The 13,534-nt window shown below is 71.6% G+C and carries 11 protein-coding genes; all 11 read left to right on the top strand.

What is annotated here, in order from left to right; translation table 11 throughout:
- Window positions 1-25: 25 nt before the first annotated feature.
- A complete protein-coding gene (locus J8J14_RS00470) occupies window positions 26-1,705 on the top strand; it encodes an ABC transporter permease (RefSeq protein WP_245215215.1) in 1,680 nt (559 codons plus the stop codon).
- A 35-nt stretch (window positions 1,706-1,740) separates the two neighbouring features.
- On the top strand, window positions 1,741-3,192 hold the full coding sequence (locus J8J14_RS00465; RefSeq protein ID WP_209377455.1) for an FAD-binding oxidoreductase: 1,452 nt from the start codon (window positions 1,741-1,743) through the stop codon (window positions 3,190-3,192).
- On the top strand, window positions 3,189-3,920 hold the full coding sequence (locus J8J14_RS00460; protein WP_209377454.1) for a trypsin-like peptidase domain-containing protein: 732 nt from the start codon (window positions 3,189-3,191) through the stop codon (window positions 3,918-3,920). The genes J8J14_RS00465 and J8J14_RS00460 overlap by 4 nt, the downstream gene beginning before the upstream one ends.
- A gap of 82 nt (window positions 3,921-4,002) precedes the next feature.
- A complete protein-coding gene (lptF, locus tag J8J14_RS00455; protein WP_209377453.1) occupies window positions 4,003-5,166 on the top strand; it encodes an LPS export ABC transporter permease LptF in 1,164 nt (387 codons plus the stop codon).
- Window positions 5,163-6,272, top strand: coding sequence for an LPS export ABC transporter permease LptG (gene lptG / locus J8J14_RS00450; protein ID WP_209377452.1), 1,110 nt, complete (start codon window positions 5,163-5,165; stop codon window positions 6,270-6,272). Before lptF ends, lptG begins: the two co-directional genes overlap by 4 nt.
- Entirely contained in the window at window positions 6,269-8,653 is a 2,385-nt protein-coding gene (locus J8J14_RS00445; protein WP_245215214.1) for an LPS-assembly protein LptD, read from the top strand. Before lptG ends, J8J14_RS00445 begins: the two co-directional genes overlap by 4 nt.
- Window positions 8,654-8,745: 92 nt before the next feature.
- Window positions 8,746-10,083, top strand: a complete 1,338-nt coding sequence (locus tag J8J14_RS00440) for a peptidylprolyl isomerase (RefSeq protein ID WP_245215213.1) — start codon at window positions 8,746-8,748, stop codon at window positions 10,081-10,083.
- The gene (rsmA, locus tag J8J14_RS00435) at window positions 10,076-10,954 is read left to right on the top strand and encodes a 16S rRNA (adenine(1518)-N(6)/adenine(1519)-N(6))-dimethyltransferase RsmA (RefSeq protein ID WP_408895394.1); all 879 of its coding nucleotides are present in this window, start codon (window positions 10,076-10,078) and stop codon (window positions 10,952-10,954) included. Before J8J14_RS00440 ends, rsmA begins: the two co-directional genes overlap by 8 nt.
- A gap of 116 nt (window positions 10,955-11,070) precedes the next feature.
- Window positions 11,071-12,042 (top strand): DUF2254 domain-containing protein, encoded by a 972-nt coding sequence (locus J8J14_RS00430; RefSeq protein ID WP_209377451.1) that lies wholly within the window; start codon window positions 11,071-11,073, stop codon window positions 12,040-12,042.
- A gap of 56 nt (window positions 12,043-12,098) precedes the next feature.
- Complete coding sequence (locus tag J8J14_RS25335) at window positions 12,099-12,425, top strand: DUF2254 family protein (protein WP_342452355.1); 327 nt, start codon at window positions 12,099-12,101, stop codon at window positions 12,423-12,425.
- Window positions 12,426-12,536: 111 nt separating this feature from the next.
- Window positions 12,537-13,241 (top strand): aspartate/glutamate racemase family protein, encoded by a 705-nt coding sequence (locus J8J14_RS00420; protein ID WP_342452354.1) that lies wholly within the window; start codon window positions 12,537-12,539, stop codon window positions 13,239-13,241.
- The last annotated feature ends 293 nt before the right edge of the window (window positions 13,242-13,534 follow it).

Here is a 13,534-nt window from a genome sequence, read left to right as displayed (position 1 = left end):
CCGGCCCCCGGGCCGGCCTTTCAGCTTGCCATTCCGTCGCCTTCGGGCGGCGGGCAATCTCCGGCTGGGGGCGGCGCTCAGCGTCGCCCTCGTCGCCTTGCCCGTCATCGCGCTCGCCTTCGCCGCCGCGCGCGGCTCGGGCGACCTGTGGCCGCACCTCATCCGCCATGTGCTGCCCCATGCGATGGTGGAGACGGCGCTGCTCCTGGCGGGGGTGGGCGCCTTCGTGATCGGGGTGGGAACGGGCACGGCCTGGCTCGTCTCCTGCCACCGCTTCCCCGGCCGCAGGAGCTTCGCCTGGGCGCTGGTCCTGCCACTCGCCCTGCCGACCTATGTCTCGGCCTATGCCTGGCTTGACGTGCTGCACCCCGCCGGGCCCGTGCAGGCGGGGCTGCGCGCCATCCTGGGCGTCACCGATCCCCGCGCCATCCCGCTGCCCGAGATCCGGTCGCTGCCCGGCTGCATCATGGTGATGGGCAGCGTCCTGTTCCCCTACGTCTATCTCGCGGCCCGCGCGGCCTTCCTGACCCAGGGCGCGGACCTGCTGCGAGCGGGGAGGGGACTCGGGGCAGGGGGTATGCGCCTCTTCCTCACCATCGGGCTGCCCATGGCCTGGCCGGCCATCGCGGCCGGTGCCTCGCTGGCGCTGCTGGAGACGCTGAACGACGTGGGCGCGGCGGAATTCCTGGGCGTCCGCACCCTGACCGTCTCGGTCTATGTCACCTGGATCACCCGCTCCTCCCTGGAAGGGGCGGCGCAGATCGCGCTGATGATCCTGGCCATCGTGGCGGCCCTGCTGGCGCTGGAGGGTTGGGCCCGCAGCCGCGCCCATGGCGCCCATGGCGTGAGGGAGAATGCGCGGCCCGACCGGCGCCAGCTGCCCCCCGCGGCCGGGCTGCTCGCGATGCTGTTCTGCCTTGTGCCCGTGCTGCTCGGTTTCGTCGTGCCGGTCTCCTATCTGGTCTGGGCGGCCTGGCGGCGCGTGGAGGAGTTCGGCCTGCCGCCGGACCTGCTCACCTGGATCGGGAACAGCGCCACCCTGTCGGCCGCGGCCACGCTGCTAATCCTCCCCGCCGCCCTGGTGCTGGCCTTCGGGGCGCGCGGGGACGCCATGCCGGACCGGAAGGCCATGGGCGGCTCTGTCCTGCTGCGGGCCAGCCTGATGGGGTATGCCCTGCCGGGCGGCATCGCGGCGGTGGGGCTGATTGTGGCGCTGGGCGGGCTGGACGACCTGACCGAAGGCTTCGGGCCCTGGATCCCGGCTCTTTCCGGCACCGCCGCCGCGCTGGTCCTGGCCTATTTCGTGCGCTTCCTGGCCATCCCGGCGGGCGGGCTGGACGCCGCCTATGCGCGCATCCGGCCGCAGATGGACTGGTCCGCCCGGTCCATGGGGGCCCCGCCCGGGCGGATCCTGTGGCGGGTGCACCTGCCCTTGCTGCTGCCCGCCCTTTCCGCCGCGGCGCTGCTGGTCTTCCTGGATGCCATGAAGGAGCTGCCAGCCACCCTTCTGCTCCGCCCCTTCAACCGCGAGACCCTGGCGACCGCCCTTTATGCGGAGGCCGCGCGCGGCACCTATGAGGAGGGGGCGGTGGCGGCGCTGGCGCTGGTGGTGGTCGGGCTGCCCGTGATCGCCCTGCTGGTGGCGGGGGGGCGGCCGAAGGCGCGATCCGGGAAGCGGATGCGGCCGAACGAAGCGCGCCCTTGACCCATGGGCTCGGGCTGGCGTTTGGTCCCATTCCCATGCCCGACGTCAATCCACCCCGCCCCGCGACCCCGCTCCCCGCCACGCTGATGGCGGCCCTCCAGTCCATCCTCGGCCCGCGCGGCATCGTGACGGACCCGTCCGACCTTGAGCCGCATCTCTCGGACTGGCGCGGCCTCTATCACGGCGCCTCCCCGGCCATGCTGCGCCCGGCTTCCACCGGGGAGCTCTCGGCGGCGCTGAAGCTGCTCTATGAGGCGGGCATCCCCGTGGTGCCCCAGGGCGGCAACACCTCGATGGTGGGTGGCGCCATGCCGGATGAGAGCGGGCGGCAGGTGATCCTCTCCCTGTCCCGCATGAACCGCATCCGCGACATCGACCCCGTGGACATGACCATGGTGGCCGAGGCCGGGGTGGTGCTGAAGACCGCCCAGGACGCCGCGGCGGGGGCCGGCTGCCTCTTTCCGCTTTCCCTGGGCGCCGAGGGCACCGCGACGATCGGCGGCGTGCTCTCCACCAATGCCGGCGGCAACACCACCGTGCGCTACGGCAATGCGCGGGAGCTGATGCTGGGGCTGGAGATCGTGCTGCCCGATGGCGGGGTGATCAACGGCCTGCGCCGGCTCCGCAAGGACAACACCGGCTATGCGCTGCGCCACCTGATGGTGGGCGCCGAGGGCACGCTGGGCATCGTCACCGCCGCCGTGCTGCGCCTCTTTCCCCGCCCGCGCTCCGAGGCCATCGCCCTCTGCGCGGTGGAGAGCGAGGAGGCGGCCCTGTCCCTTTTCCGCCGCTTCCGGGACCGGGACGAGGGCGCGGTGCGCGCCTTCGAGTACATGTCCGGCAACGGCATGGACATGGTGATGCGCCATATCGACGGCGCCGCCCTGCCGCTTTCCGAGCGGGCTGATCACTACGTGCTGGTGGACCTCGCCTCCTCCCGCCCCGATGCCGATCTGCGCGGGCTGATGGAGGTGGTGCTGGAGGAGGCGCTGGAGGCGGGGGAGGTGCTGGACGCCGCCCTGGCCGAGAGCGAGGCCCAGCGCCACGCCATCTGGCGCCTGCGCGAGGAGCACCCGGAAGCCCAGAAGAAGGAGGGGGCGTCGGTGAAGAACGATGTCTCCGTCCCCGTGTCGAAGGTGCCGGAGATGATCCGCCGCTGCAGCGCGGCGCTGATGGAGCTGATCCCGGGCAGCCGCCCCGTGCCCTTCGGCCATATGGGCGACGGCAACATCCACATGAACCTGGAGCAGCCGGAAGGGATGGATCCCGCCGCCTTCCTCGCGCGTTCCCACGACATCATGGACTGCGTGAACGCCATCGTGCGCGAGCTGGACGGCTCCTTCTCCGCCGAGCACGGGGTGGGGCGCCTCAAGCCCGACATGCTGGCCGAATGGCGTGGCGGCGCGGAGCTGGATGCGATGCGCCGCATCAAGGCGGCGCTGGACCCGAAGGGCCTGCTGAACCCGGGCAAGGTGCTGCCCGCTTGATCCTGGGCGGCCGGGGCTTCCGGGCTGTCCTCCTGGCGGGGCTGGCGCTTTCCGCCTGCGCCGCGCCCGAGCCGCGGGCCGTGAACGAGGAGGGCACGCGCCCCCGGCCGGATGCCTTCCCCCGCATGCCCGATACCCCGGATGCCTTCCGGGCGGAGCTGCGGGGCGGGCAGGCCCCGGGCTGCCCTCTCAGGGGGCAGGCGGTCCATCTGGGCGGCGGCCGCTTCCTCACCGCCGCGCATCTGGTGGATGGGGTGGTGCCCCGGCTGCGCCACTGCACCGGAACCCCCATCCCCACCACCATCCGCTTCAATGGCCGCGTCCTGCCTGTGCGGCCGGTGCGGATGGGGCAGGGCTATGTGGAGCCCGGGGTGGGGCCGCTCTACCGCCATGGCGAGGATCTGGCGCTGTTGCAGGCCAGCGCGGTCCCGGCCGGGCCGGCGGCCACGCCCTGCGGGGCGGGGCCGATGCCGGGCCAGCCCGTGCTGGTCCTGGCGTCCCGGGGGCGGGCCGCCGTGCGGGCCGGGGAGATGGTGCCGGAGAGCCGGGCCGATGACGGCACCTATGCCGACCTGCCCCTGTCCATGGTGGAGGGAGAGTCCGGCGGGGGTGTCTTCGACGCGGAGACAAAGTGCCTTCTCGGCATCATCAGCCACCGGCCGGATGCCAAGCCGCAGCATGTCCGCATCGTCCCGGCCAGCGTGATCCGCGCCTTCCTCGGAGGTTGATCGCACCGGCCGCCCCGCCGAGCTTCTTTTTCACACGCGGCCATTTGCCCCCACCGGGGCGGATGGATAGGTTGCGCCCCCCATGAGCCGCGTCACGCGCTACATCTCCAGGCAGATCGCCCTCAGCCTGCTGGCCGTGACCATCGGTCTGGCGGCGCTGATCTGGCTGACCCAGTCGCTCCGCTTCATCGAGCTGGTGCTCGACCGCGGCCTGCCCTTCTCCGTCTTCCTGGAGCTGACGGGGCTGCTGCTGCCCTCCTTCTTCGCGGTCATCCTGCCGATCACGACCTTTGTCGTGATCCTCTTCACCTATGTGCGCCTCTCCTCGGACCGGGAGCTGGTGGTGCTGCGGGCGGCGGGGCTTTCGGACTGGCGGCTGGCCCGCCCGGCCCTGCTGGTGGCGCTCCTGGCCACCGGAATCGGGCTGTTCCTGCAGGCCTGGCTGGTCCCGGTCTCCCATGCCGCCTTCCGCGAATGGCAGTTCGAGATCCGCAACCAGATGGCCGCCATCCTCCTGCAGGAAGGCGTGTTCAGCAGCGTGAGCAACGACCTGACCGTCTATGCCCGCGTGCGGGAGCGGGATGGCACGATGCGCGGCATCCTGATCCATGACCAGCGGGAGCCGGGCGCACCCGTGACCATCCTGGCCGAGCGCGGCGTGATCCTGCCGAGCCCGAATGGCCCCCGCGTGATCCTCCAGAATGGCCAGCGCCAGCAGATGGAGCGCGCCGTGCCACCCAATTCCCCGCCGGGCACGCCGCCCCAGCCCCGGCTGACCGTCCTGGCCTTCGGCGAGAACAGCGTGGACCTGGCCCGCACCAGCCGCACCGAGGATGCCCGCAACCGCGACAGCCGCGAGCGCTTCGTGGGCGAGCTGCTGAACCCGGACCCCGAGGAAGGGTTGCCGGAGCGCGACATCCGCAAGTTCAAGGCGGAGGGGCATGGCCGCCTGGCTTCCCCCCTCACCGCCCTGTCCTTCGCCATGGTGGGGCTGGCCGCCGCCCTGGCCAGCACCTTCCGCCGCCACGGGGGCGGGCTGACGGCCGTGATCGCGGTGGGGGCCGTGGTTTGCCTGCTCGCCCTCGGGCTGGCCGTGGGCAATCTCGCGGCGCGGGACAACCGCTTCATCCCGCTGATCTGGGTGCATGTGCTCGGGCCGGGGCTGCTGGCCGCCTGGGTGCTCTCGGGCGCGCCGGGCTGGCCCCGCCGCGTCCCCCCCGTTCCGGAAGGGCGGGCCAACGGGTGACCTTTCCTTTCACCTTCGGCGCCTATGTCGCGCGGCGCTTCGCCGTCATGTGCCTCATCATGCTGGCGGCGCTCACCGGCCTCGTCGCGCTGTTCGACTTCATCGAGCTGCTGCGCCGGGCGGCGACGCGCGAGGCCGGCTTCGGCATCGTGGCCACCATCGCGGCGCTGCGGGTGCCCTTCGTGGCTATGCAGGTGCTGCCCTTCGCCATCCTGCTGGGCGGCATCCTTGCCTTCTGGCGCCTGGCCCGCGCCTCGGAGCTGGTGGTGGCCCGCTCGGCGGGGATCTCGGCCTGGGGCTTCCTGCTGGGCCCTGTGCTGGTGGCCTGCCTCTTCGGCACGGCGGCCACGGCGGGGCTCTCCCCCCTTTCCGCCGTGCTCCTGTCCCGGGCGGAACGCCTGGATGCCGCGGTGCTGCGCAACACGGCCGGCATCACCACCCTGGCCGGCGGCCGGCTCTGGCTGCGCCAGGCAGACCGCGAGCTGGACCCGCAGGGCGTCGCCATCCTGTCGGGCCGCCCCGCCCCCCTGCAGGCCGGCGGCTTCCGGCTTGAGGAGGTTTCCGTCTGGCGCATCTCGGGGACGGACCGCTTCCTCGGGCGGGTGGAGGCGCCGCGGGCCACCCTCTCAAGCGGCGCCTGGGTCCTGGAAGGGGCGATCTCCTTCGGGCCGGACCGCCAGGCCGGGCCCGCGCAGACCCTGCGCCTGCCCACCGAGCTGACGCCGGACCGCATCCAGGACAGCTTCGCCAGCCCGGACACCCTTTCCTTCTGGGTGTTGCCGGACTTCATCGCCGTGCTCGAAGATTCCGGATTCTCGGCCGTGCGGCACCGGCTGCAGTTCCAATCCCTGCTCGCCTTGCCCATGCTGGCCGTTGCCATGGCTCTGCTCTCTGCCGGTTTCTCGATGCGCGAGGCCCGAAAGGGCGGCGTCGCCCAGATGCTGGGCGCGGGGGTGGCGGCTGGCTTTGCCCTGTTCCTGCTGGACCGCGTGACCGGCGAATTCGGCGAGACCGGCACCCTGCCCGTGGTGCTGGCCGCCTGGGCACCCGCCGCGGCCGGGCTGATGTGCGCGGTGGCCCTTCTGCTGCACCTGGAGGACGGATGACGGACGTGACCGGGCGGAAGCACCCCCGCTGGCTGCTTTCCTCCAATCGCAACCGGCTGCTGGCGGGCACGGCGGGCCTGGCGCTGCTGGCCTTTCCCGCCATGCTGCCCGCGCCCGCCCTGGGCCAGACCGCGCCGCTGAGCCTGCGGCCCGACCAGCTCGGGGCAGGGGTGGGCCCGGCCGGCGGGGCGGCCACCGCGCCCGCCCGCACCGGTGCTGGCGCGGGACCCGGCGGGGCCCTGCTGGGGGGCGGGCCGGCCATCGACAGCAACGCGCCCGTGACCTTCACGGCCGCCGAGGTGGAGTACGACCAGAACGAGAACCGCGTGACGGCGAGCGGCGCGGTGGAGGCCTGGCAAGGCGAGCGCATCCTGCGCGCCGACCGCTTCACCTATGACCGCGACACCGGGATCGCGGTGGCCGAGGGCAACATCCAGCTCCTGGAGCCGGACGGGCAGGTCCTCTTCGCGGATCGCGCCGAGCTGAAGGGCGGCATGCGGGACGCGGTGGTGGAGGGGCTGCGCGGGCTGCTGGCCCAGAACGGCCGCGTGGCCGCCAACGGCGCCCGCCGCCGCACCACCGAGAGCGGGGCGGTCATCATGGACCTCTCCCGCGTCGTCTATTCCTCCTGCGATCTCTGCGAGGACAACCCCGAGGCGCCGCCGCTCTGGCAGCTCCGCTCCCGCCTCGCCACGCAGGATGGCGAATCGCGCCGGATCCGCTTCCGCGACGCGACGGTGGACTTCGCCGGCGTGCCGGCCTTCTACACGCCCTATCTGTCGATGCCCGACCCCTCGACGCCGCGCTCCTCGGGCTTCCTCACCCCCTCCTTTGGGCAGACCCGCTATCTCGGGGCCTTCGCGGAGATCCCCTATTACTGGGCGATCGATGAATCGAGCGATGTCGTCGTCACGCCGCTGGTGGCCAGCCAGGCGCCGCCCAGCGGCTTCTTCAACTACCGCCAGCGCTTCAACTTCGGCCAGCTCACCGCCCAGGGCTCCCTGGGCTACCTGAACGGCAAGCAATCCAGCGGCGAGAAGGGCTGGGGCGGGCACATCTTCTCGCGCGGCAGCTTTACCATCGACGAGAACTGGCAGGCCGGCTTCAGCATCAACCGCGCCACCAGCGAGACCTATCTGCGCGCCTATCGCCAGCCCGCCACCTCGGTGCTGAGCAGCACGGTCTATGCCGAGGGGTTCTGGGGCTACACCTCCTATGCCCGCATCCGCGCCCTGGCCTTCCAGGGGCTGCGGGAGCAGGACGTCACCGGCCGCATCCCCCTCGTTCTGCCCGACATGTACTACGAGACGGTGCTGGGCCGGGATTCGCTGGGCGGCACGCTGACGGCGGATGCCACCGCCTTCCAGGTCTATCGCAGCGAGGGCACGCAGAGCCGCCGGATCGGAACACGCCTGCGCTACGAACTGCCGCGCTTCGACGAGATGGGGGGCGTCTGGACCTTCCGCGCGCAGGCTGATGGGCTGGGCTACAATGCCGTCAACCTCAACCTCGCGCCCAACTTCAGCAACGAGAGCACCGCCACCACCGCCACGGGGAACATCCGCCTGGCCGTGGACTGGCGCCTCCCGATGGTGCGCTCGGCGGGTGCCTATGGCACGCAGCTGATCGAGCCGCGGGTGCAGCTGGTCACCGGGCCCAACACCGGCCGCCAGACGAACATCCCGAACGAGGACAGCCTCGATTTCGAGTTCACCGACGCGAACCTCTTCGCGCTGAACCGCTTCCAGGGGCGGGACCGGCAGGAGGGCGGCACGCGGGTGGACGCGGCGCTGCGGGGGGCTTGGTACTTCCCGAATGGCGGCTCGGTGGAGGCACTGGCCGGGCGCTCCTTCCGATTCTCGGATGAGGCGCTGTTCCACGAACGCTCGGGGCTGGAGAGGCGCGCCTCGGACTGGGTGGGCCGCGTCACCGTCGCCCCCACCGGCTGGTTCGACGTGACCGCCCGCACCCGGCTGGACGGAGAAACCGGCGACCGGCGCATGATCGAGACCGCCGCGGGCTTCGGGCTTGATCCCGTGGGCCTGCCGGGCACCCGCTTCAACGCCGGCTATCTCTACCAGGTGCCGTCCCCGCTCCGCACGCCGTCGCGCTACACGCGGGAGGTCTTCGGCGGGGTCAACACCCGGCTGACCACCTACTGGCGCGCCGGCGTCTTCGGCCGCTACGACCTTGAGGAGCAGCGCGGCGTCGCCGCCGGCGTGAACGCGACCTATGAGGATGAGTGCTTCATCTTCGAGGGGCGCTTCTACCGCTCCTATGCCGAGAACCCGGTCACCTCGAGCGTCTATCCCGGCGGCACCACGGTGCTGTTCCGCGTCTCCCTCAAGACGGTCGGGGAATTCGCGCTGCGCGCCCTCTAGGCGCGCGCGCTCCGGCTCGCCGAACGAAACACCATAACGGCCAGCTACGGGATCGCTTCAATCCCGGGCGCTCATGGTCTAGGAACCCGGTCATGCGACGCTTCACCCGCCTCCGCCCGGCGCTGCCTGTCCTCCTCGGCCTCTTCATGGGCCTGCCTTTGGCGCTGCAGGCCCGTGACGCCCATGCCCAGCCCACGGGCCGGCAGGCCGCGCCGCGCCCGGCCGCCGAGCCATCCAATGTCAACCGCATCGTTGCCATCGTGAATGGCGACGTGGTGACGGAAGCCGAGGTACGCTCCCGCGCCCGCCTCTTCGCGCTGAATGTGGGGCTGCAGCCCGCGCCGGACCTGGTGGCCCGCATCCGCCCGCAGATCCTGCGCCAGCTGATTGAGGAGCGGCTGCGGCTGCAGGACATCCAGCGCCGCCGCATCCCCGTGGGGGATGACGAGGTGGCCCGCGCCGTGAACGACATCGAGAGCCGCAACGGCCTGCCCCCGGGCGGCCTGCGCGCCCAGCTCCGCGCGGCAGGCGTCGAGCCCCGCGTGCTCTATGACCAGATTCGCGCCCAGATCGGCTGGGCCCGGCTGATCCGCGGCATGCTCGGCCCGCAGGCCGAGCCCTCGGAGGAGACGGTGCGCGAGGCGCTGGCCGCCCATGCGGCCCGGATCGGCCAGCCCGAATACCTGCTTTCCGAGATCTTCGTGCCGGTGGAGGACCCCTCCTCCTCCGCCGAGACCAAGCGCTTCGTGGATGACGTTATCGCCCGCCTGCGCCAGGGCCTGCCCTTCCCGGTCGCGGCCACGCAGTTCAGCCAGAGCCAGACGGCGCTGCAGGGCGGCGACCTGGGCTGGGTGAACCTGGAGCAGCTGGACCCCGAGGTGGCCTCGGTGGTGCAGCGCATGCCGCCGGGCGCCATCTCCAATGCCGTGGAGGTGCCGGGCGGCTACCAGATCGTGTCGCTGCGCCAGAAGCGCGAGACCGGGCGCGAGAACGCGACCATGGTCACGATCCGCCAGGCCTTCCTGCCCTTCTCCTCCCCGCTGGATCCGCAGAACCCGACGGACCAGCAGCGGGCCCAGCTCACCCGTGCCCAGGCCATCCGCGGCGGCTGCGATGCAGTGGAGGCCGCGAACCGCGCCGCCGGTGCCGTGCGCCCGGCTGATCCCGGCGGGGAGGTGCGGCTGGAGACGCTGAACCCGCCGCCGCTGCGCCAGCTGGTGGCCGGCCTTTCTCCGGGGCGGGCCAGCCAGCCCATCGTGACGCCGGATGGCATCCTGGTGATCGCCGTCTGCTCGCGCGAGACGCGGAACCTGGCCAGCTTCACGCCGGAGCAGGCGAAGCAGCAGATCCTGCGCGACCGGCTGGAGAATCTCTCCCGCCAGCAGATCCGCGACCTGCGCCGCCGCGCCACGATCGAGATGCGTGGCTGAGCCGGGCCAGGCCGGGCCGGGGGAGGGCGGGGTGAGCCTGTCCCCCGCCTCGCTCCCCTCCCTTTCCGAGACGGTCCAGCGGCATGGGCTGGCGGCGCGCAAGGCGCTGGGCCAGCACTTCCTGCTGGACGAGGCGCTGTGCGGCCGGATCGCCCGGTCGGCCGGTGACCTGACCGGGCGACATGTGCTGGAGGTAGGGCCGGGCCCGGGTGGGCTGACCCGTGCCCTGCTCGCCAACGGGGCGGAGCATGTGCATGCGGTGGAGCTGGATTCCCGCGCCGTCGCCGCGCTGGCGGAGCTGGGCGCGGCCTATCCCGGCCGGCTGACCGTCACCGAGGCCGATGCGCTGAAGGTGGACCCGGAGGCGATGATGCCCGCGCCGCGCCGGATCGTGGCTAACCTGCCCTACAATGTCGGCTCGCCCCTGCTGATCGGATGGCTTGCCCGCGCGCAGGCCTATGAGAGCATGACGCTGATGTTCCAGCAGGAGGTGGCCGAGCGGATCGTGGCCGCCCCGGATACCGAGGGCTATGGCCGGCTGGCCGTCGCGGCCCAGTGGCGCTGCACGGCGCATATGGTGCTGCGCCTGCCGCCCGGCGCCTTCAGCCCGCCCCCCAAGATCTGGTCCGCCGTGGTGCATCTGGTGCCCCATGCCGAGCAGCCCGATCGGGAACTGGCCCGCGCGATGGAGCGGGTGACGGCCGCGGCCTTCGGGCAGCGACGCAAGATGCTCCGGGGCTCCCTCAAGAGCCTTGGCGGGGCGGAAGCCCTGCTGGAGGCGGCGGGAATCGAGCCGACGCGGCGCGCGGAAACGCTGAGCGTCCCTGAATTCGAGGCGCTGGCCCGCGCATCGCTGGCGCGGGACAAGTAAGGGGGCGGGCGGCCTTTCCGCCCCGCCTTGCGGGGCCGGGTTCCGCATTGCGGGGCGCAGACGATCCGGGCGCCCCGGCGTTGGCTTCCACACTGCGGACCCAGGAGGCGCCCCCGATGTTCTTAAAACGTCTTCTCGCGATCTGGGACCAGCTGCGGCACGGCATGTGGCTGATTCCCTCGGTCCTGATCCTGCTGGGAGCCGTGCTGGCCGTGGCGCTGCTGGCGGTCGATGCAGGGCATGGCGCCGAGGACGAGGTGCGGAGCTGGTGGATGAATGCCGGCGGGGCGCAGGACGCGCGTGAACTGCTCTCGGCCCTGCTGTCGGGCGTGATCGCCATGGCCGCCACGATCTTCTCGGCCACGGTGGTGGCGCTGACCCTGGCCGCCAACCAGTACGGCCCGCGTCTGGTCCGCGTTTTCCGGGCTGACCTCACCACCCAGATCACCCTCGGCACCTTCGCCATGACCATCGTCTATCTCGTGCTGGTCCTGCGCACGGTGCGGGGTGACGCGGCATTCAGCGATGTTCCGCATGTGGCGGTCAGCTTCGGCACTTTGCTTGCCCTTCTCTGCGTCCTGGCGCTCCTGGTCTTCATCACGGAACTGGCGCGGATGGCCGCTGCCAACCGGGTGGTGGAGCTCGTCGGCCGGGAACTCGACACCGAGCTGCAAACGCTTCCTCTCCTGCCCCCGAACGGGGAGGGCGAGCGGCTGCGCCGCGCGGACGGGCAGGACACGCCCGGCGCGGATTTCTGGGATGCGGCCGGCTCCCTCACCTTCCGGCAAGAGGGTTATGTCCAGGCCGTGGATGAGCAGGGGCTCCTTGCCTGGGCGGAGCGAAAGGATGCGGTGCTGCGCCTGGATTTCCGTGCGGGCGACTTCGTCGTCGAGGGCGACCCCCGGATCCTGGTCCATCCCGCCTCCGCGCTGCAGGCGGCGGAGGAGGACAACATCTGCAACCTCGCCGTCGTGGGGTCCGAACGCACGCCTACCGAGGATCTTGAGTTTGCGATCCGCCACCTGGTGGAGGTCGCGGTGCGGGCCCTTTCCCCCGGCATCAATGACCCTTTCACCGCCATCGCCTGATCGATCGCCTTCGCGGCTGCCTGACGCGTCTCACCGCCCGGCAGCTGCAGGAGCCCGTGCTGCGCGACCGGTCCGGGCGCGTGCGCATCATCCGCGAGACGACGACCTATGCCGGCCTGGTCGATGCCGCCTTTCACCAGATCAGGCAGGCCGGGGCGGGGCACCCGGCTGTGGTGATCCACCTCATCGAAGCCATTGCCCGCATTGCCGAGCACACCCGTGATGCGGAGCAGGCCGGTGCCCTGGCCCGCCATGCGCGAATGGTCGCGGCGGCCGGGCTGCGAAACGCGGAAGAGGCGGGTGACCACCGTGACATCCAGCGCAGCCTCGCCCGCGCGGAAAAGGTGATCGCGGGCCGCGCCGCCGAGAGCATGGCCGCCTGAAGGCGATGAAACGGGGAGGGCTGCTTTCGCCCCGGGATCGCCGCCGGTATGCCGGGTCTTGCCGCTCAGCGCCTTCCCGGCCTTCATGCGGCGTCCTCGCGGGAGAGCGAAGTGCAGCAGAAGGTCATCGGGTTGATCGGCGGAATGAGCTGGGAGAGCTCGGCCGAGTACTACCGCATCATCAACGAAAAGGTGCGGGACAGGCTGGGCGGCCTGCGTTCGGCGCGCTGCCTCATGTGGTCCTTCGACTTCGGCGAGATCGAGGCGCTGCAGCATGCCGGGCGCTGGGATGACGCCACGGCCGAGATGATCGGGGCTGCCCAGCGGCTGGAGCGCGGCGGGGCGGATCTCGTCCTGATCTGCACCAACACCATGCACCGCATGGCGGACCAGGTTCAGGCCGCCATCAGCCTGCCGCTGCTGCATATCGCCGACCCCACCGCCGAGCGCATCAAGGCCGCCGGGCTGCGGAAGGTGGGCCTGCTCGGCACGGCCTTCACCATGGAGCAGGACTTCTACAAGGGCCGCCTGACGGAGCGGCACGGGCTGGAGGTGCTGGTACCCGGCGAGGCGGACCGTGCCCTCGTGCACCGTGTAATCTATGACGAGCTGGTCCAGGGCCGCGCCGAGCCCGCATCCCGCCAGGCCTATCGCGAGGTGATCGCCCGGCTGGTGGAACGCGGCGCCGAGGCGGTGATCCTGGGCTGCACCGAAATCATGCTGCTGGTCCACCCGGAAGACAGCACCGTGCCGCTCTATGACACGACCGCCATCCATGCCGAAGCGGCGGTCGAGATCGCTGTCTCGGGGCTGTGACACCGTTCCGCGCGGCTTCCCCGGAGAGGGCTCTGCCCTCTCCGGACCTCGCCCGCCAAGGGCCTGAGGCCCTTGGAACCCCGTCTGGCTGCCGCCGATTCGATGCATGCAGGGGTTTCTGCCCCTAATCCTGCCCTTCCAGTCGCCTCCGGTCATGGACCGGAGGCGCACCGCCAGCCGAACCTCTCCAACTACTAGAAGAAGATGATGGTGAGGGGTCCGGGGAGAGGAAGAATTCCTTCTTCCTCTCCCCGGGGCCAAAAGCGCCACAACACAAGGCGCATCCTACGGAG

The sequence above is a fragment of the Pararoseomonas baculiformis genome, assembly GCF_017813395.1.
Taxonomy (GTDB): domain Bacteria; phylum Pseudomonadota; class Alphaproteobacteria; order Acetobacterales; family Acetobacteraceae; genus Roseomonas; species Roseomonas baculiformis.
This window is presented reverse-complemented; position numbering and strand designations above follow the sequence as displayed.